Below are 20,259 nucleotides of genomic sequence, written 5' to 3'. Positions count from 1 at the left end.
CCAGGAAGGCGGCCCAACAGCAGGATCGCAACGAACACAATGAGGACCCCACATGGCCGAGGCCACGCCCGCGCTTGAAATCCGCAACTTGCATAAACGCTATGGTGAGCTGGAGGTACTTAAAGGTATCTCGCTGACCGCTCGCGACGGCGATGTGATCTCGATCCTGGGTTCCTCCGGTTCCGGCAAGTCCACCTTCCTGCGCTGCATCAACCTGCTGGAAAACCCGCACCAGGGCCAGATCCTGGTCGCCGGCGAAGAACTCAAGCTCAAGGCCGCAAAAAACGGCGAGCTGATGGCCGCCGACGGTAAGCAGATCAACCGCCTGCGCAGCGAAATCGGTTTTGTGTTTCAAAACTTTAACCTGTGGCCGCACATGAGCATCCTCGACAACATCATCGAGGCCCCTCGTCGCGTGCTTGGCCAAAGCAAGGCCGAAGCCATCGAAGTGGCCGAAGCCTTGCTGGCCAAGGTCGGCATTGCTGACAAACGCCACGCTTACCCCGCGCAATTGTCCGGCGGCCAGCAGCAACGGGCGGCCATTGCACGCACCCTGGCGATGCAGCCTAAAGTCATCCTGTTCGATGAGCCCACTTCGGCGCTTGACCCGGAAATGGTTCAGGAAGTACTTAATGTGATCCGCGCGCTGGCCGAAGAAGGCCGCACCATGCTGCTGGTCACCCATGAAATGGGCTTCGCCCGCCAGGTGTCCAGTGAAGTGGTGTTCCTGCACCAGGGCCTGGTCGAAGAGCAAGGATCGCCACAGCAGGTGTTTGAAAACCCGCTTTCGGCGCGCTGCAAACAATTCATGTCCAGCAACCGCTAACGGAGCAACATGCATGCAGAACTATAAAAAATTCCTTCTGGCCGCGGCCGTCTCGATGGCGTTCAGCGCCACGGCCATGGCAGAAACCTTGAAAATGGGGATCGAAGCGGCCTACCCGCCGTTCAACAATAAAGACGCCAGCGGCAACGTCGTCGGCTTCGACAAAGACATCGGCGACGCCCTGTGCGCCAAGATGAAAGTCGAGAAGTGCGAAGTGTATGTGTCCGACTGGGACGGCATCATCCCGGCCCTGAACGCCAAGAAGTTCGACTTCCTGGTGTCCTCGTTGTCGATCACCGACGAGCGCAAGCAAGCCGTCGACTTCACCGACCCGTACTACTCCAACAAGCTGCAGTTCATCGCGCCTAAAGCCACTGCGGACTTCAAGACCGACGCGACTTACCTGAAGGGCAAGACCATCGGCGCCCAACGCGCGACGCTGGCCGGCACCTACCTGGAAGACAAGCTGCCGGACACCACCGCCAAGCTGTACGACACCCAGGAAAACGCCTACCTCGACCTGACCTCTGGTCGCCTGGACGGCATCCTCGCCGACAAGTACGTGCAGTACGAATGGCTCAAGAGCAAAGACGGTTCAGCCTATGAATTCAAAGGCGACCCGGTTGTAGAAAGCGACAAGATCGGTATCGCCGTACGCAAGGGCGACCCACTGCGCGAGCGCCTGAACAAAGCCCTGGCAGAGATCAAGGCAGACGGCACCTACAAGAAGATCAACGACAAGTACTTCCCTTTCAGCATCGAATGATCTGAACGGTATGCCCGACGCGCTCACTTGAGCGCGTCGGCTTTTTGCAATGCCTGCCGCGATATGAAAACACCATGAATTTCGATCTCTACGGATTCGGCCCGGCGCTCGCCGCTGGCGCGCTGATGACCGTCAAACTGGCGCTCACGGCCCTGTGCCTTGGGCTGGTGCTCGGCCTTGCCGGGGCCTTGGCCAAGACTTCGCCGTACAAGCCACTGCAGTGGGTGGGCGGTGCGTATTCGACCATTGTTCGCGGCATTCCCGAACTGTTGTGGGTACTGCTGATTTATTTCGGCACGGTCAATCTGATGCGTGCCCTTGGCGAGTTCTTCGGTAACCCCGACCTTTCCCTCAGCGCCTTTGCCGCCGGGGTGATCGCCCTGGGCCTGTGCTTTGGCGCCTACGCGACGGAAGTGTTCCGTGGCGCGATTCTGGCGATTCCCAAGGGCCACCGCGAAGCCGGTGTGGCGCTGGGACTGTCGAGGTTCAGGATTTTCACCCGGTTGATCATGCCGCAGATGTGGCGCATCGCCCTGCCGGGCCTGGGCAACCTGTTCATGATCCTGATGAAGGACACCGCACTGGTGTCGGTGATCGGCCTGGAAGAAATCATGCGCCATGCGCAGATCGGCGTAACCGTCACCAAGCAGCCATTCACCTTCTTCATGGTGGCCGCGTTCATGTACCTGGGCCTCACGGTCCTGGCTATGACCGGCATGTACTTCCTGGAAAAACGCGCCGCCCGCGGCTTTGCGAGGAGCACCCAATGAGCGGCGACTACAGCTGGCTGGCGCATTTTGACCTGGGCTTGAACTGGGCCGTGATCATCAAGTGGCTGCCAAGATTGGCCCAAGGCGCAACCCTCACGCTGGAGCTAGTGGCCATTGCGGTGATCGCCGGTCTGCTGTTGGCGATCCCGCTGGGTATCGCTCGCTCCTCACGCCGTTGGTATGTGAGCGCCCTGCCCTACGCCTACATTTTCTTCTTCCGTGGCACACCCTTGCTGGTGCAGTTGTTCCTGGTCTACTACGGCCTGGCGCAGTTCGACACGGTGCGCGAGAGCTTCATGTGGCCCTACCTGCGCGATCCGTTCTGGTGTGCCACCGCCACCATGACCCTGCACACGGCCGCCTACATCGCCGAGATCCTGCGCGGCGCGATCCAGGCTATCCCGCCCGGCGAGATTGAAGCGGCGCGCGCCCTGGGCATGTCCAAGCCGAAGACGCTGTTCTACATCATCCTGCCACGCGCCTCGCGCATCGGCCTGCCGGCTTACAGCAACGAAGTGATCCTGATGCTCAAGGCCAGCGCCCTGGCAAGTACCGTCACCCTTCTGGAGTTGACCGGCATGGCACGGACCATCATCGCCCGTACCTATTTACCGGTGGAGATCTTCTTCGCCGCCGGCCTGTTCTATCTGTTGATGGCTTACATCCTGGTACGGGCCTTCAAACTGCTGGAACGCTGGCTGCGCGTCGATGCCTGCCAGGGACGCTGAGGCACGCTTCCAGGCACTGGATGCGTTCCTGATCGAGCACCAAGGGCTGTGGAAACCACGGCCCTTTACGCATCGCCAGCTCCCTTGGGAAACCCAGCATCCGGACCTCGCCCAGTGGCTGCGCCAGCGCTCGCTGGCCGATGCCGAGGCCAGTCATAACCAACCCCATGACCTGCTGGCACCGGCACCTTTTCCACAACTCGCTGCGCAAGCTCGCCAGCTCAGCGCTGTGGATAAGTTACCGACGCAACCCCTGCCTACCGCTCGCCATCGCCTGAACGTTGATGTGCCTGGCCGCAAGTGGGACCAGATCGAAGCCTTCGGCGCCGCACTGCATTTCAAGCAAGTGCCCACACACTGGCTGGACTGGTGTGCAGGCAAAGGCCACCTGGGCCGCCGCCTGCTAGAAGCCGATCAAGCACTGACCTGCCTGGAATACGACCCGGCGCTGATCGCCGCAGGCCAAGCCTTGAGCGACCATCACCGCTTGGCAGTCACCCATCGTCTGCAAGACGTGATGGCCGACGTGGCAATCAGTCCCGAACACACACCCGTTGCCCTGCATGCCTGTGGCGACCTGCATATGCGCCTGCTGCAACTGGCCAGCAAAGCCGGCTGCAAACAGCTCGCGCTGGCGCCTTGTTGCTACAACCGAATAAACGCTCAAGCCTACCTGCCACTCTCCAACGCAGGCCGCGCGTCACGCCTGCAGTTATCGATTGATGACCTCGGCTTGCCGCTGAGCGAAACCGTCACTGCAGGCAAACGGGTACGCCTGCAAAGGGACACATCCATGGCGCGACGCTTGGGCTTCGATCAGTTGCAACGCGAACTTCGTGGCGTCGACGAGTACCTGCCCACGCCCTCCCTGGCCGCGAGCTGGCTGGACAAACCCTTTGCCGACTACTGCCAGGAACTGGCCAACCTCAAAGGGTTATCCACAGGCGATCAGGATTGGGCGGCGCTGGAGGCACACGGCTGGCGCCGCTTGGCGCAGGTGAGGAATCTGGAGTTGGTACGTGGTCTGTTTCGGCGCCCACTGGAAATGTGGCTGGTGCTGGATCGAGCATTGTTTCTTAGCGAAAACGGCTACAGGGTCCAGGTAGGCACGTTCTGCGAACCCGCACTGACGCCGCGCAACTTGATGGTGCTTGCCGAGCGCGATTAAGGGGCAAAATGGTTGCAGCAGAGCCTGTGGATAACTCTGTTGATGAAATCTTTACGGAGCCTGTAGATATCTGCACTACAGGTCATAAACCGAGCTGGTCATTTTTTGTTCACAAAATAAAACGCACGCAAAACAGGCAGTTGCGGCGTGATGAGAACCGCTCCACAAAATGGCTGTTTAGTGACAGGTGCATCCAACCGATTGTGCATAAGCATCTGGCGTTCAGCGTATAACCAGCGCTTCAGACGCTTGTTTTAGGCGCCTTCAACAGCCGACAAATATCGTTGATATCGTCAGCTGCCAGCCCCTTCTCCACGCTATCCAACGGGTCGACACCAAAAGCCAGCGCTTCATTGATCGCTATGTCGCGGTGCACTTGCAACGCCGCTTTCCCAAGCCTCTGTGTGAAGGCCTCGACCATGTCCAGGCTGAAGGCACTCCTTTCATCCACTTGGTTGATAACCACGTGCACGCGCGGCGGGTGCTGAGCCTCAAGATGCGGGGCAAGCAGTACATCCAGATGGTCAAGGGTGCCCAGGCACGCAGCATCGGCCTGCACGATGACCAGCACCACGTCGGCAACGCTCAATGCTTGATGGAAGTAGACGTTGTTACCGGCGGGGGTATCGATGATCACCGTATGCCGTGCGCTCAAGTCCAGAGACGCGAGGTGTTGAGCCAGCCAGTGCGGCTCGTGCTTGAGCCAGCGCTCCAGGCTTTCCTGCTGGGGGATATCGACTTCGCCAAAGGTGATGACCTGGCAACCGGCAAAGCTGAGCTGTTGGAGTTGGCTCCACTGCCCATGCTCCAGGCTGGTGCGCCCAATGCCCGGCAATGCAGAGCTGACCCCGAAGTGATGTTGCAAGGCGTTCTGCGGGTCCAGGTCCAGCGCCACGACGGACTCGCCCTGGCGTTGCAGGCCGCTGCTCAAAGCAGTGGCCAGGGTGCTTCGGCCAACACCGCCATTGATCGACACCAGCGCCACCACTTTCGGGCGCAAGGTCATGGCGGGCGCAGGCGTGGCGCTTTCGTTGGCGGCGCGCTCGTCTTGGCCGGGAATGCTGCCGAAGAAATGCAAACGCGATGCCATGCCGCGTTCATCCTGGCAGACATCCTTGCCGAGCAAGGCTAAAAGACCCTCAGTAATGCCCATCACAAACCTCTCATCACGGCGAAGCTCAAAGACGTGAAAAGGTCAGCTGATACGACTGCTTACCGCAGGTCTTTTTGTGGTCGCCCTAGTGCAAGCAGTCTGCTTCAGGCGCGTAAAAGTGTCATTATTTTGATGAGATAGTTGTCTATTTTTTAGACAAACGGCAAAAAGTCAAATTACTGACCAATACTGATCGCATCGTAGGGCGTTTGCAGATCCCGCTCCGGAATCTCCCAAATCAACAACTTAGGCGGCGTTTGCTTGAACGCCGGGCTTTCAAAATAGGCCTTGGCCGCGCCGGAGAATTCGCCACCGTCTTTGCTGAAATTGCCGACCGGCGCATTCAGGGCCTTCTGCAGGAAGCCAACAAAGTTGGAATTACGCGAAAACGAGGTGCCGATCAGCGCCACATTGGGCAAGCCGGCGTCGCCAAACAGGTCATCGGCATTGCTGGTCGCGCCACCGGTTTCATGGGCGGTGCTGGCCGCGACCGACTCCCCTGGCGGCTGCAACTTGGGCGGTAACCAATCAAGACCTGCCAGGCGCACCAGGTCACCGGGACGCACGGCGAGCGGCGCCTGGGTGATGTCGAAGGTTTGCTCCGGCGTGGCCTTGATGCCGCGCTGCTGGATACGCAGCGCGAGGGCCTGGGCACCGGCGTTTGAACCGATTTCGCTCCAGTGAGTATCCGTGCGCAGGTAAGCCTCGGCGCCCAACGGCTTGAGCGTATCGGTCAGGTCCAGCGCGGAAACGCCGGACGCCTGCAACAACTGGGTCCAGTCCTGGATCCGGCTATCGAGCACCGCGGGGCGGTACAGGCCACAGCGTTGGGCAGCGGCAATGCGACTCTTGTCCGGCACCACCACCACTTGCAGATCGATACCTTTTTGACCCAGTTGTTTTTGCAGGTCGATCACCGCCTGGGCCTTGGTCTGGGCATTGGCTTCGGCGTGACGGTTGATGCGCAGCTCATCGCTGATAAACAACCAGCCGGGGCACCCCGGACGCACGCGTGGCCCAGTGTCGCCAAACGCCAGCCAGCTACCACCACGCTCCAGGTTCGCGGCCTGGATCGCCATCGGCGCCTTGGCCAGTTCCTTGGCAAAACGGTGAGTAAGGTCGCCGTGCAGCAGCATGTCGCTGTCGACCTTGGCCGGCACGTAACTGATCGGTCCCTTTACCATCAGCCAGGCGCAGGACAACAACCCTGCCGCCAAAAAGGGCACCAACACCCAGGCCGCCAGGGGGCTGGTGCGAACGGCCAGGTCGCTCGGTGGAGTCGGCGCGGTAGGAGCAGGCATGGTCGGGCGTCCTTAGAACTGAAAGTACAGAAACGGTACGGCGTCGCGGCTGGCAATCAGCGCAAACGACAACACAAACCCGGCCACCGGCCACAGCGAAGCCGCCACCACGAACCACGGCTGGGTGCCGAAACGCTGTTCGCAACGCACCTGCCAGATCGGCGCGATGATGCACACCAGGCCCAGCAAAGCCGCCATGCCATGGGCCGGGCGCATGGCCACAGCCATCGCGTCACCCAGGCCCATGCCATGCATCCCGAACTGGCCGGCATACATGGTCAGCGCCGAGTGGAAGTCCGGCGCACGGAACAAGGTCCAGGCCAGGCACACAAACAGCAACGTGAGGACGTGCGACAGCACCGGCGGAATGCTCGGCAGGCTCGAACGCGACCAAGCGCGGTCAACACACAACGCCACGCCATGGGCCGAACCCCACAACAGGTAGTTCCAGCTGTCACCGCCGTGCCACAACCCGGCAATCGCCATGGTCAGGAACAGGTTGCGATAGGTACGCCACACGCCGTCACGGTTACCGCCCAGGGCGATGTACAGGTAGTCGCGCAACCAGCTGGACAACGACAGGTGCCAGCGCCGCCAGAAGTCCTGGATGCTGCTGGCCAGGTACGGCCGGTTGAAGTTTTCCGGGAAATGGAAGCCCAGCATCAGGCCCAGGCCGATGGCCATGGCGCTATAACCAGCAAAGTCGAAGAACAGTTGCAGCGAGTACGCCAGGCAACCGATCCACGCGTCCACCAGGCTTGGGTTTTCCAGGTGGAAGGCAATGTCCACCAGCGGCGACAAGGTGTCAGCCACCAGCACTTTCATGCCCATGCCGATCATGAAGCGGCGCGCGCCCAGGGAGAAATTCGGCCAATTGAAATAACGCTGGTTCAGCTCACGGCGGACCCAGTCGTAACGGATGATCGGACCGGCAATCGAATGCCCGAACATCGAGATATAAGTGGCGTAGTTGATGAAGCTGCGCTCCACCGGCACCGTATGACGGTGCACATCCACCAGATAGGAAATCGCCTGCAACACGATGAACGACAGGCCGGCCGGCAAGGCCACGCGCTGCCAATCGAGCGGCATATAGCCGTACCAGGTGATCACCTCACTCACGGTGCCAGCGACGATGTTGGCGTATTTGTACCAACACAGCACCGCCGTGTTGAACACGATCAACGCAATCAACAGGCGCACCCGGCCTTTGCCATCCTCACGGGAGCGGTCCACCAGCAGGCCGCCGATCCAGGCCACCACGGTCAACACCATGTGCAGGAACAGGAACAACGGGCTCAACCAGCCGTAGAACAACCAGCTACCGATCAACAGGATGACGTTGCGCCAGCTCGGACGAGCCAGGGCATAGATCAACAGGAAGGCCGGCAGGAACAGCGTGAGGAATTCGAGTGAGGCAAAGACCATGGTGGTGTCGGGCCCGATCAGTTAGCGAGTGCGTCAGAGGCGAACAGCAACTTCGAGCCTTTGTCTGAAGGAACGGCCAAGACGCTGTAGCGCTCGCCCGCCTTGAGGGTAAACGTCAGCGGCTGGCCAACCGGCGCGCCGGCGCATTTGAGCTGCACCGAGAGTTCCACCGGGTTGATCATGCGACGCTGCACCGCGCCTTCCGCGACCTTCTTGAACAACTCGGCCTTTTGCGTCACGGCTTCCAGGCTGGCGTCGGCGCAGGTGGCGTCGGCGTTGATAAAGGCCAGGGAGGCTTTGAGTGCGTTGAAGTCGTCCGGCACTTCGCGCACCACCAGTTGGCGCGTGGCGCCCTTGGCATCGACCAGCGCAACCACCGTGGCGAATTCGCCCGGCGCCACTTTCACGGAGAAATCGGTGTTTTTGCCGGTGCTGCTCAACACGCCTTTGATCGGCTTGTCACCGCCGACCACTGGCAAAAAGGCCGACACGGCTTTGTCGCCATTCAACACCAGGCTGGCCTTGGAACCGTCGGCCACCAGCTTCAATTCGCCGGGGGTGCCGTTGGCAAAACGCAGGAACGCTGCGTCTTGCTCCGGGCCGGTCGGGTACAACGGGATGTCGGCGCTGTAGGCGCTGACGCTGGCGAGCAAGGTCGCCAGGCCCAGGGTCATCCGTTTCATTATTTGCTTCCTTTACCGTAGGCCGATGGCGGCAGGTCACCCAAGGCAGTACCGATCGCCTTGGCCCACTTCTGGTAACCGTCGATGGTGAAGTGCTGGCCGTCGGTGGTGATCCACTCGCCCGGTTTGGAGAACGTCAGCGAATCGATGTAGGTGCACGGCGCCACGTTACTGGCCAGGAACGACGACATCAGCTTGGTGCGGGTGTCATCCTTCTTGTACTGGGAACCGACTTTGCCCCATGGCGGGCCGACCCACACGCATTTGGTGCCGGTGTCGGTGATGGCCTTGGTCAGCGAGGTCACGCTTTTCCAGGCCCAGGCTTTGGGGAACACCGGGTTGGTGTAAGAGCCCATGGTATCGCCGATGATCAGCACGACCACGTCGGGCTTGTCCTTGGCAATCAGCTCCTGGATCGGCGTGGTGCTCATGGCGTTCTTGCCATAGATCACGGCCTTGCCAGTCGGTGTACGTTCGCCACCGCACTCGACTTTTTTCGGGACAACCCAATCCGCCGCACCGGCACCGCACGCACCGATGGAGTGAACCACCGCGCCTTGCTTGGTGAGGTTGTCTTGCAACGGGTTGAGCAACGAATCGGGAAAGCTCATATGACTTTCGCCCAATACCAGCATGGTTAGGCCGGCAATCGCAGAAACAGGCATGAATGACTCCGATTAATCAGTTGGAATAAGGTGAACGGTACGGGCTGACCGGCAATGGCATAGGCCCGCTCAGGTCTTCGAACAAGTAGCGCAGATAAGCGTTACCGGCGTACTGGCGGTAGTCCTGGGCGTTATCGACACCGATTTCGCCACCCAGGTAGAACCGCGAGCTCAGGCGGTATTCGGCGGCAGCGTTGAAGCTGTAGCCGACGCCGGTTTTGTCCGAGCTTTTGTATTCCTGGGTACCGAGGTCTTTGCGGCCCGGGAAAAAATCCGCGCTATCTTGGCCGATATACTGCACGCCCACCGAACTTTTTACCTGGTAGCTGAAGCGATCAAAGCTCTGCGCCCACCGAATCGGCACGCCCAGGGAGAAGAAGCGCTGCGGGCTGAAGTAGCCGCCGTTGCCGTAGGTGTAGAAGTCCTGGTTCTCCTTGAAGCTCAGCGCCGAACCGCTGATACCCAAGGTCAGGGTGTCGCGTGGGTTATTACGCAGGTACCAGTAGATACCGCTGCCCAACTCCATGCGCGTATTGTCGTCAACGTGGTTGCCCATCAGTTGATGCAAGGAGGCGTAGCCGTAAACACCCAGTTTCTGGTTGTCGTAGCTCAACTCGCCACGCCCGCCGTTGGCGGTCACGCCGCCCCACTTGTAACCGTCGCCGTCTTTGGAGCCTGCGAAGGAAGTGACGCTGTCGGTGACTGGACGCCGAGAGATATTTGCACCATAGCGGAAGTTCGAATTGGCCTCGAACGGACGCGACACGCTCACGCCGCCGACGATGGTGTTGTAGAGGAAGCCCAACGGGCTTACGCCGACGTCGGCCTTGAGGCCTTCATCAGGGTTATCAAAAGCCACGGCCAAGCCAACACCGGTAGCATTCTGGGTCCGTGGTGAGGTGACCTTGCCGCCGCCGAAGCGTGATGCAGCATCATCGCCAACGCTACCAGCGCTCAAATGCACCGGCGTCACCCGCAGCGCCACCGTGTTATCGCCCACTGGCATACGCGCTTCAAACGGCGCTTCCACATCGGTGAGTTTGCTCAAGCCTTTCTCGCCGTTGTTGCTGCGCACGCTCAAGCCTTGCACCACATAACCGGTACGGTCACGCAGGATGTTATCCAGCGCACGTCGCGCCGGGCTCAGCTCGGGGCTGTCGACGGAGGCAATGCTCGACGGCGGCACAAACGGATCGCTCAAGTCGTTGGACGTCGCACTCGCAAAGGCGCTGGACGTCACGGACTTGGTTGGCGCATCGATCGGCGGCGGTACGGCGCCAGCAACGGTCAGGTCGGTGACCTGGCGACGCTGGCCCGGCAAGCCTACGAACGGGTTATACGATGTACCTGGGGCGCCAGCCTGGGCCACTTGGGTCTTGGCCTTCATGGCGTTTTCAATCGCCAGGGCCTTGCGCAGTAACTCAGCGGCTTCGCTGTTCTTGCCCAGCCCCTGGTAAATACGCGCGGCCGAGGTGAGCGTCTCCGGGTTACCCGGCTCCAGGGCCAGCGCCTTGTCACTGGCGCTCTGCGCCAAGCTGCGGTCATTGCCTTTCAGGGCGATGTCCGCCAGGCCCAGTTGCAGGCGTGCGTTGTTCGGGTTCTGCTGGATCAGCGGCGCGTACAACTCCATCGCCTTCTTGCCGTTGCCACTGGCGGCGTACATCCGCGCCAGCGCGCCGACGCCCAGCGCGTCATTGGGACGCTGGGCCAACGCCGGAGACAGCATGTCATAGGCGGCCACCAGGTCGTTCTTCTCGCGCAGGGCATCCGCCTGTTTGACCCGGTACAGGTAAATCAGGTCGTCATAGCGCTGGCGACCGATTTCGCTCAAAGGCTGGCCCTGCACTTCACGCAGGATTTCGCCCGCCTCACTGTACTTGTTGGCCTTGAGCAACACGTTGGCGTACAGCAGTTTCTGGTCGACCGTCGGGTTGGGGTTGTTCTCCACCACCTTCTGCATCATGTCCAGGCCGTACTGCGCGGCGCCGACTTCCACATAGGCGGCGGCCAACACAGCCACACGCTCAGGCTTCTGACGGGTCAGAGGTTCAGAGCGCCCCAGCAATGCCAAGGCTTCCGGGCGCTGGCCACGGCGGGCGGTTTCGATGGCCACGTCGGTCTGCTGGTGCAGCGCGATATCGATCGCCAGCTCGTTCATGTCGGCCGTGCGCTGCGCCGTGGGGATACGCCCCAGGGTCGTCTCGGCCTGTTTCCACTCGCTCAGCTGCGCCGACAACAGGGTGCTGGTGTACAGCGCGTCCGGCTGGTTGGGCTGAGTCTTGAGCAAGCCGTCGATCAACGCACGGGCATTGCGGATCTGGCCGTCGCGCAGGTACATGCGCGCCAGGGCGAAACGGGTCCACGGGTTTTCAGGGTCAGCGTCGAGAGCCTGGCGGTAGGCCGCTTGTGCGCCTTTCACGTCACCGCGTTGCTCCGCCAGTTTGCCGACCTGGGTCGCGCGCAATGCGTTGATTTTCACGCTCGGCGCGAACTTGGCGCGCTGCGCCGGTGACACCGAGTCGATCAGCTTCAAGGCCTCATCCGGTTGACCCGACTGGGACAACACGTTGATCAAGCCACTCAAGGCATCCGGGTCACCGGGATGACGCGCCAACACCTTACGGTAGCCGGCTTCGGCTTCTTCGAACTGGTTGTCCTGAGACTGGAAACCCGCCAACGCGACCGCTGCGCCTGGCTGGCCTGGATTCAAACGTTCGGCCTGGGCCACCAGGTCACGGGCCTGGGCGCTGCGGCCGGCGCGTTGGGCGTCGCGGCTCTGGCTGATCAGGTTCCAGTAGCGCACGTCGTTCAGGGCCGACTGCCACGCGGCACCACCGGGCAAACGGGTAGCCTGGACGAGGTAGTTTTCGGCTTCGCTGTAACGTTCCTGCTGTTGACGCAATACGCCCATGCCACCGAGGGCATCGACGTCATTGGATTTTTGCGCAAGACGCGCGGCCAGCAGTGGCTCGGCGGTTTTCAGGTCGCCGTCATCCAGCGCCTTGAAGGCCTTGGTCATCTGCGGGTCACGCTGCCAGGTGCCGCCGCCTTTGCCTTGGGCAATGCCCTTGTTCATCAGCGCGCGAATCTCGGCGTCATCCGGGTGCACGGTGAGGAACTGCTGGAACAGCGACACCTGGTCCGGCTTCGGCGGGCCGAGCCAGATCAGTGCGAAGCGCCAGGTTTCATCGGCGTTGCCGCCCACGTCATTGTTCGGTGCCAGTTTGGCCAGGGCACGAATGCCGTCAGGCCGGGTGGCCGGGTTGCGCGCCAGGTGCTTGGCGAGGAACAACGCAACGATCGGGTCGTTCGGCCGTTCACGGGACAAACGCTGCAAGCCGGCGATGGCTTCGCTGGTGCCCTTGGCCGTGAAGCCCAAGGTGTTGTAGTACTCACGGGCGATCAGGCCCTGGGGCTGGCGGCCCTGGAAAACCTGGCGGTACAAGGCCACGGCCTTTTCGCGCTCGTCGTCGGGCTCACCCAACTCACGGGCCTGCTCCAGCAACTTGGCGTTGTCCGGCACGGCCACGGTGATGTCCTGCTCCAGCTGCAACGCCTGGCGCGGCACCGGGCTCAGCGCCTGCAAGCGGGCCAGGTACTTTTGCGCTTCGGCCGGACGGTTCTGTTGCACCTGGATCAAGCCGATGCCGTACAGCGCATCCGGTTGCTCGGGGCTCAGGCTCAAGAGTTTCTGCCAGGTTTCCAGCGCGCGTTCAGGGTTCTTTTTCGACTGCCAGTAGTAACCCTGCTCGATCAGCAGGGCCTGCGGGTCGCTGGTTTCAGCGACGCTGGCCGTCGAGACCAGGGCGGCGAGAATCGCAATGGCTAGCGTGTGACGGCGCATGCGGCCTCCCAGGATAATTTGACCGTACCGTCTTGTTCAAAACGGTACTTCTGATCGGCAAAGCCCTGGCTGAACAGGCTGAGCATGTAGTCGTAGTAGATCGGCTGCGCGCTCTCCGGTGCCGAAGGCGCCAGGGCCTTGGCGAGTGCGTCGTCGACCTTGGCCTTTTGCAGCAGCGCCAGGGCGGTTTCGCCTCGGGCCTGGAAGAAGGCAATGGTCGATGCGGAGAAACCCATCGGCGTGTAGCCGTTGTTTTTCTCGGCTTCGCCGGTCAGCACGTGGATTTTTTCCGGCGGGAAGCCGGTGACCGATGCAGCCGTGGCGCGGGACATACCGCCCAGCGACTTGAGCATCGCCGCCGCCAATGGATCGCCTTTGGCGGTCATGCCGGCCCACATGTAGGTGCGGATCGCGTCGTAACTGCCCAGGTCATCGGAGAACGGGTCGACTACAAACAGCCCGGCGTTGGCGCTGGTCGCGCGATAACCGACCCAGTTGGCCGCGAGGCCGTGGGGGTTGCTGGCGGTGTCGGCGAGCATGCGCGCGTTGCTTTCAGCCACTTCGTTCCAACCGGCGTTCGGGCGTTCTTTCTGGAAGCGACGCAGTTGTGCAAGCACCTGGTAGCTCGGATTGAAACGCCACAAACCGCCCGGATGCACGTAGCCCACCGGCCCCGGCAACAGCATCTTGCCCAGGCCGGGCACGCGCACGATCAGGTTGCGTTCGACGTTGGCCAACAACAATTGTGCGTCGGCGCGGTACTGCGGTGCATTCCACACGCGAGCCGCTTCGAGCAAGGCGTAAGCCATCCACAAATCAGCGTCGCTCGCAGAGTTCGGGTCGATCACGCCCCAGGTGTTATCGGCTTTTTTGCCCCACAGCCAACCCGGCAGGTTCTGGCCGATGTCGGAGCCCGACATGTTGGCCTTGGTCCAGGTCCACAGCTTGTCGAAGCTCGCACGGTCATTACCGACCAGCGCAAAGAACATCGCGTAGGACTGCCCTTCCGAACTGCTCTCGGTGGGTTTCATCGACGAGTTCAACACCCGCCCATCGTCCTGCACAAAGCGCTTGGCGTAGTTCTGCCACAGCGGCCAGTCACAGGTTTGCGCCTGCGCGCTACCGGCAAACATCACCGCGCCCAGTGCAGCCAGGGCCACGCTCTTGAGCGGGCTCATGCCAACCGCCGTTTTGCACGTGCACGCAGCGACAGGTAGATCAGGCTGGTCACCACCGCCAGGCCGAGGAAGGTGATCAACAGCATCCAGCCCAGATTCTGCGACAGTTGCCACTGCATGAATTTGAAGTAGTTGAGCTTGCCGACGTAGTACTGCTCGTCACCTACCAGCGAACTGATCGTGGTGCCCTGCACTACGGCCAGGCTGCCCTGGATCGAGTCTTTGTAGTCGTCACCGCCGATCAGCGCCGAGGTGGCTTCCAGCAGGCCCTGCGGCTGGTTGCTGGCGATCAGCACCACGCTGCGACCGCTCTTGAGTGGCGATTGGAAGCCCGCCAGCCAAGTACTGTTGCTCAGGCCCTTGAAGGTAATGCCGGCATTGGCCGGGTGCTGATTGCCCGCCGGGTCCGGGCTGACCCAGCTACGGACATAACGTGGCAGGTCAGACAGCAGGAACTGGTGCTGCTCACCATCGCTGGTGGCCGGCAGGTATTGCTGCCACTGCTTGAGCAGCGGTTGGTTGGCGGCGGTGGCGAGCACCAGCAGGTCTTTGTCGGCAACGCTTTGCACGTCTTTGGCCTGCACCACTTTGACGGCGGTGGCCGGGTAGCCGGTGGCTTCGCCGAAGCGGCCCATCACGGTCAAGTAGGCGGTCAACTCGTCGGTGCCGAAGTTGTCGGGCATGACCACGGCGGATTCCGACAGGTCAGCCAGGCGGGTGAACGGGAAGCCGGAGTCGTTGAACACGCCCAGGTTCGGCATGGCGATGTAATGCTGGTAGCCGGTGACGTCGAGGGTCGAATCCGGGTCGACTGAACCGCGCATGTTGTCGACGATAATGTCGCGGCATTCGCCTTCTTTGATGTAGTCGTACATGAAGCGCAGTTGCAGCTTGGACTTGGGCGATGCCGAGCTGATCGGCAGCAGGGTCGTCACTTCGCGCGGCAGGCTTTCGTCTTTCTTCAACTGGTCGAGCAGGGTCTGGCCGCCGCCCAGGTTGGTCACCGACGGCAAGGCCACAGACTTCATGAATTGATCATTCAGGCCGATCAGCAACGACGAGTTGGTCGACACCTGCTGCGGCGTGTAGCGGTACTTGAGCTTGAGCGGCACGCCCTCTTCACGCCAGTTGAACAGGTCCGGCGGCAGGCGCATGTCGACGCTGATCGCGCCTGGGTTGTAACCCGACACGCTGAGTTTCTGCTGTTCGATCAACTCGCCCAGGCGCACCGGGCGGTTGCTTGGCAGCCAGTTTGGCGCGTCGTACGGACGGCGCGGTGCCAGGGTGTCGAGCTTGGTGATGACCACGCTGTTGCCGGCCAATACCGGGTTGCCCAGCACGACCGCGTTGGCGGCGCGCTTGAGTTCTTCGCCGTCACGCCCGGTGACGATCAGCAGTTTGCCGTTGGCGTCATTGGGGTTGGCGATGAGGGTCAGGGTCGGGCCGGTCGGCTTGGCGACCGCAACACCGTGCACGTCCAGCGCATCGGCGGTTTGCACCAGTACGATGGCGTTGCCTTTGGCCGGCAGCTCGCCGAGGGTGGTCGGGAACGTCGCGCCCCGGTAGCTGGCGAGGCCGCCGATCCATGAAGACAAGGCACCGGCCGCTTCCAGCGCGGCACTGTCGGGTGCAGTGGCGAACACGAACGGCAGGCTGACCTGGCGCGCGTCACGCTTGTCGAAGAACGGCAGCGGCAGCACGGCCAGGTCGTCCTTGAGCACGATCGGCTCAACCTGCACTTTCAGCTCGCTGCTGTTGCTGATCTTGGCCCACAGGCTGCTGTGCAGCGGGTCTTCGCAGGACATGGTGTAGTGGCCGATGAACTGCAGGCTCAAGCGGTTGAACTCGGTGATCAGCTTCGGCGGAAGCTGCACCAGTTGCTCTTGCTGGATGCCCGCGCCTTCTTTGGGCAGCGCCAGGCTGGCGGCGACTTCGCCGTTGACCAACACGTTGATCTGCGACAGGTCGGCCAGCAGCGCCGGCGAGTAGCTGTACTTGAGCAGCAGTTGCGCACCCTTCACCACTTCATCGGCACGGATATCGAAGTTGACACTGTCGGACGACTCCACGCCTTGCAGGTTCATGGTGTCGCGGCGGCCCAGCTGCTTGAGGGTCAGGCTGTAGCCGTTATCGGTGCTTTGCACCGGCACGGTGGCAACCGCTTGCTCGGCAGCTTGCGCCAGGGTGTTGAGGCCCATCAGCGAGGCGATCATCAGCGCGAGTGCACGGCGCGGATGAGGGCGAGCGAATATCTTCGAGGTCATGGCTTGTCCATCAGCGTATCTAGCGGTTTTGTGGGGGTGCGGCTCAAGGCCAGACGCAGTTCGTGTAGGGTGGCGCGGCCCAGGGTGAACAAGCCGCCGATGCCGATGGAGCCCACTTCACGCAGGGCCGCCAGCGGTGTATCCGGCTGGCCGGCGCCCCAGCTCGCGGCCCAGGTATCGGCGCGGGAGAAGGTCAGGCGAACCAACTCGCTTTGCTGGCGCAGACTGAGGGGTTCGAACTGGGCACCGATCTGCGCGCCCTTGCTGAACACCACGCGGGCATCGAACAAGCTGTCCTGGCCGTTGCGTGACAGCACCAATTGCACGCGCTCACCCTGGGTGATCGAGTGACCATCGGAGAGCATCAAGCCGAAGCCGTTTTGCGAGAAATCTTGAGTCGTGCCTTCAAGCACACGGCCGTCAGCACAAATGATGCTCACCGGCAGCTTGGCGCTGACACGCGGCTCGGAACGCACTTGGCGCGCTTCCGAAGCCACGGCCACGGCGGCGCTGGTGATGATCAGGTTGTAGAGGGTCCAGGTCAGGTTGATCGCTACCGTCACGGCAGTGGACGCATCGCCCCAGATCAACTGATGGATACCGAAGCCCAGGCCGACCAGATTCACCGCCAGCAACACCAGGTACGGGCGCGCGAGTTTCCAGTCGAAGAACTGCTTGTCGATGATGCCGCCCTTGTCGGTCACGTTGAAGCCACCGGCCTTGGGGTTGACCAACGCCACCAGCACCGGCGGCAGGATGTACCAGGCCAGTACCGTCTCGTACACCTCGTTCCAGAACGAGTGACGGAAACGCCCCTGGATCCGGGAGTTGGTCAGGCTTGAGTGCACCAAGTGCGGCAACACGTAGGCAACGATCATCAGCGCCGACGCGTGGAAAATCTCCGCCCCGAACACCAGATAAGCCAACGGCGCGGTCAGGAACACCAGGCGCGGCAAACCATAGAAGAAGTGCAGCATGGCGTTGGCGTAGCAGATGCGCTGGCCCCACTTGAGGCCCTTGCCCAGCAGCGGGTTGTCGGTGCGGAAGATCTGCGCCATGCCTCGCGCCCAGCGAATCCGCTGGTTGATGTGGCGCGACAGGCTTTCGGTGGCCAGGCCCGCAGCTTGCGGGATGGCCAGGTAAGCGGTGTTGTAGCCCAGGCGGTTGAGCTTGAGCGCGGTGTGGGCGTCTTCGGTCACGGTCTCGACGGCTACACCGCCGATTTCCAGCAGCGGTTTACGGCGGATGACCGCACAGGAGCCGCAGAAGAAGGTGGCGTTCCACAGGTCGTTGCCGTCCTGCACCAGGCCGTAGAACAGTTCGCCCTCATTGGGCACGGCGCGGAAAGTGTCGAGGTTCTTTTCGAACGGGTCTGGCGAGAAGAAGAAGTGCGGCGTTTGCAGCATCGCCAGCTTCGGGTCTTTGAGGAACCAGCCCAGGCTTACTTGCAGGAAGGAGCGCGTCGGCACGTGGTCGGCATCGAACAGGGCGATGTATTCACCGTCGGTGACCTTCAACGCTTCGTTGAGGTTACCGGCCTTGGCATGGAAGTTGTTGTCGCGGCGAATGTAGTTCACGCCGACCTTGCGGCAGAAGTCACGGAAGTCGTCGCGGCGGCCATCGTCCAGCACGTGGACGCGCAGCTTGTCCTTGGGCCAGTCCATTGCCTGGGCGGCGAAGATGGTCAGTTTTACGATGCTCAGCGCTTCGTTATACGTGGGGATAAACACGTCGACCGTCGGCCACTCTTCGGGCTCGGTCTTCAACCACACCGGCGTGCGGCGCAATGGCCAGGCGGTTTGTACGTAGCCGAAGATCAGCACGATCAAGGCGTAGAACTCGGCCGCGACCAGGCCGTAGCCGAAGAACATGTCGATCCAGGTCTCGAACCCGAGGGTGGAGGTGAGCCGCCAGAACATGTAGCGCAATGACGCCACCAGTGACAGCACCACCAGCGCGAGGATCGCCAGGCGTCCGGGAATTTTGCGCAGCACCAGCACCGCCAGGAAGCACACACCGGCAAACAGGCACTGGCTGTAGAGGTCGAGCGGTGCGCTGATAATGCCCAGCAACAACAGGGCGCCGAGCACGCAACTGGCAACAACCAGCACCGTACGCAGCGCCGCAGGCCACCGATTGAAGCGCGCAATCGCGCCATTTAGGCGCTGTTCAGCGCGCCCTTCGACGAAGGGCGTGGAGGACGTATTGTCGGTCATGGGAGGTCCGAGTCGATGCGTTCGAGCAAGGTGCGGCACAGGGCGTGGACGTCCTGGCTGCCGATACTGTTGACGGTGGGGTCGAGGGGATCGCGACCGTAGGCTTGGGCTTCACTGAACGCGCGATCGCGGTGGACCGTGCCCAGCAGGGCAGCACCCAGACGGGTCTTGAACACCTCGACCATGTCCAGGCTGAAGCGGTGGGCAGCGTCCAACTGGTTGATCACGTAAAAGCGCTGTGGCGGTTTTTCGCGGTTGAAGTACGGCGCAAGCACACTGTCCATCTGGTCGAGGGTGCTGAACGAGGCCACGTCCGGCTGCACGACGACCAGCACCGCATCGGCCACCGACATTGCCTGGCCGAGGTACACGGTATTGCCGGCCGGGACGTCGATGATCACGGTGTCCTGGCCATTCAATTTAAGGTCGGCCAAGCGTTGGCCCAACCACTCGCTATCCTGGCCCAGCCAACGGTTCAGACTCTGCTGCTGCTCGTGGTCGGTGCTACCAAACGCCACCAGGCGGCAACCGGCAAAGCCGCGTTCAGGCAGGGTTTCCCAGCTTTCATTGAGCAAACTGTTCGCGCCGAGGCCAGGCATGTCGAGGCCCAGGCACAGGTGGTGACGCAAGGCGTTCTGCGGGTCCAGGTCCAGGGCGAGCGCCGGGCGGCCCTGGCGCTGCAAGCCGCTGGCAATCGCAGCGGTCAGGGTGCTGCGGCCGACGCCGCCTTTGACCGAGACAACCACCACGACGTTGGGGCTCGATTGCTCCGAATACATTTCGCCGTCACGCCCCTCCACCACTTCGGGCGGCTGCAGGTGGTCGGCTTCGCCTTGGCTCAGCTCTTCCAGCAGACGCAACAGGGGAGCTGACGGCGCTTCAATTTCAGGCAGGGCTGGAGTCGCGACGGGGGCTACCAAGACCTCTACATCGTCCTCGATGAACTCATGGACAAAGTCGATCTCGCGGTAGCCACTCGGGTTGGCACCCAGCTTGTTGAATAGTTTTGAAATGTCATCTGCTCGACTCACTCACTGCCCCTCCCCACCTGTTTGCGCTTTAAAGGCGATAAAAAGGTCAGCAATAGGCTGACCTTGTATTTTTCTAGTTATGTGGTGTCGGGCGCATTCTGTGATATCACATTGATGGTGTCAGTATTTTGATGCTTTTAGTTCAATTTAATCCGACGAACGGTGTGGCGCCATTTTTATGACTTTATTGTGATAAAAAATGCATTCGTTGTAAGAACATGAACTTGCACTGTTAATT

15 protein-coding genes are annotated in these 20,259 nt (G+C 61.5%); 5 read left to right on the top strand and 10 right to left on the bottom strand.

The window, feature by feature from the left end:
- Positions 1–52 precede the first annotated feature (52 nt).
- From AYR47_RS08705 to AYR47_RS08685, 5 genes are all read left to right on the top strand, one after another.
- Positions 53–826: an ABC transporter ATP-binding protein gene (locus tag AYR47_RS08705; RefSeq protein ID WP_010213906.1), complete on the top strand. Its 774-nt coding sequence runs from the start codon at positions 53–55 to the stop codon at positions 824–826.
- A gap of 13 nt (positions 827–839) precedes the next feature.
- Entirely contained in the window at positions 840–1,592 is a 753-nt protein-coding gene (locus AYR47_RS08700; protein ID WP_016979104.1) for an ABC transporter substrate-binding protein, read from the top strand.
- Positions 1,593–1,666: 74 nt separating this feature from the next.
- Complete coding sequence (locus AYR47_RS08695; protein ID WP_061434928.1) at positions 1,667–2,362, top strand: ABC transporter permease; 696 nt, start codon at positions 1,667–1,669, stop codon at positions 2,360–2,362.
- Positions 2,363–2,400: 38 nt separating this feature from the next.
- Complete coding sequence (locus AYR47_RS08690; protein ID WP_033896924.1) at positions 2,401–3,090, top strand: ABC transporter permease; 690 nt, start codon at positions 2,401–2,403, stop codon at positions 3,088–3,090.
- Positions 3,071–4,258: a methyltransferase gene (locus AYR47_RS08685; RefSeq protein WP_061434926.1), complete on the top strand. Its 1,188-nt coding sequence runs from the start codon at positions 3,071–3,073 to the stop codon at positions 4,256–4,258. Before AYR47_RS08690 ends, AYR47_RS08685 begins: the two co-directional genes overlap by 20 nt.
- A gap of 241 nt (positions 4,259–4,499) precedes the next feature.
- Here the strand turns inward: AYR47_RS08685 and bcsQ (AYR47_RS08680) are convergent, their stop codons facing one another.
- From bcsQ (AYR47_RS08680) to bcsQ (AYR47_RS08635), 10 genes are all read right to left on the bottom strand, one after another.
- Positions 4,500–5,411, bottom strand: a complete 912-nt coding sequence (gene bcsQ, locus AYR47_RS08680) for a cellulose biosynthesis protein BcsQ (RefSeq protein ID WP_033896892.1) — start codon at positions 5,409–5,411, stop codon at positions 4,500–4,502.
- Positions 5,412–5,587: 176 nt separating this feature from the next.
- Positions 5,588–6,712 (bottom strand): alginate O-acetyltransferase AlgX-related protein, encoded by a 1,125-nt coding sequence (locus tag AYR47_RS08675; RefSeq protein WP_061434924.1) that lies wholly within the window; start codon positions 6,710–6,712, stop codon positions 5,588–5,590.
- A gap of 12 nt (positions 6,713–6,724) precedes the next feature.
- Entirely contained in the window at positions 6,725–8,140 is a 1,416-nt protein-coding gene (locus AYR47_RS08670) for an MBOAT family O-acyltransferase (protein WP_033896889.1), read from the bottom strand.
- 17 nt (positions 8,141–8,157) lie between these two features.
- The gene (locus AYR47_RS08665) at positions 8,158–8,823 is read right to left on the bottom strand and encodes a cell division protein FtsQ (protein ID WP_033896888.1); all 666 of its coding nucleotides are present in this window, start codon (positions 8,821–8,823) and stop codon (positions 8,158–8,160) included.
- Positions 8,823–9,488 (bottom strand): SGNH/GDSL hydrolase family protein, encoded by a 666-nt coding sequence (locus AYR47_RS08660; protein WP_028615346.1) that lies wholly within the window; start codon positions 9,486–9,488, stop codon positions 8,823–8,825. Before AYR47_RS08660 ends, AYR47_RS08665 begins: the two co-directional genes overlap by 1 nt.
- Positions 9,489–9,504: 16 nt before the next feature.
- Complete coding sequence (locus AYR47_RS08655; RefSeq protein WP_061434922.1) at positions 9,505–13,332, bottom strand: cellulose biosynthesis protein BcsC; 3,828 nt, start codon at positions 13,330–13,332, stop codon at positions 9,505–9,507.
- On the bottom strand, positions 13,314–14,510 hold the full coding sequence (gene bcsZ / locus AYR47_RS08650; RefSeq protein WP_061434920.1) for a cellulose synthase complex periplasmic endoglucanase BcsZ: 1,197 nt from the start codon (positions 14,508–14,510) through the stop codon (positions 13,314–13,316). The genes AYR47_RS08655 and bcsZ overlap by 19 nt, the downstream gene beginning before the upstream one ends.
- Positions 14,507–16,774, bottom strand: coding sequence for a cellulose biosynthesis cyclic di-GMP-binding regulatory protein BcsB (gene bcsB / locus AYR47_RS08645; protein WP_033896885.1), 2,268 nt, complete (start codon positions 16,772–16,774; stop codon positions 14,507–14,509). Before bcsB ends, bcsZ begins: the two co-directional genes overlap by 4 nt.
- Positions 16,771–18,990: a UDP-forming cellulose synthase catalytic subunit gene (gene bcsA / locus AYR47_RS08640; RefSeq protein WP_033896884.1), complete on the bottom strand. Its 2,220-nt coding sequence runs from the start codon at positions 18,988–18,990 to the stop codon at positions 16,771–16,773. The genes bcsB and bcsA overlap by 4 nt, the downstream gene beginning before the upstream one ends.
- The gene (gene bcsQ, locus AYR47_RS08635) at positions 18,987–20,021 is read right to left on the bottom strand and encodes a cellulose biosynthesis protein BcsQ (protein ID WP_033896882.1); all 1,035 of its coding nucleotides are present in this window, start codon (positions 20,019–20,021) and stop codon (positions 18,987–18,989) included. The genes bcsA and bcsQ (AYR47_RS08635) overlap by 4 nt, the downstream gene beginning before the upstream one ends.
- Positions 20,022–20,259: the final 238 nt, after the last annotated feature.

It is taken from the genome of Pseudomonas azotoformans, from assembly GCF_001579805.1.
GTDB lineage: Bacteria > Pseudomonadota > Gammaproteobacteria > Pseudomonadales > Pseudomonadaceae > Aquipseudomonas > Aquipseudomonas azotoformans_A.
The sequence above is the reverse complement of the archived record's forward strand: the minus strand, read 5'-3'. Positions and strand labels throughout refer to the sequence as shown.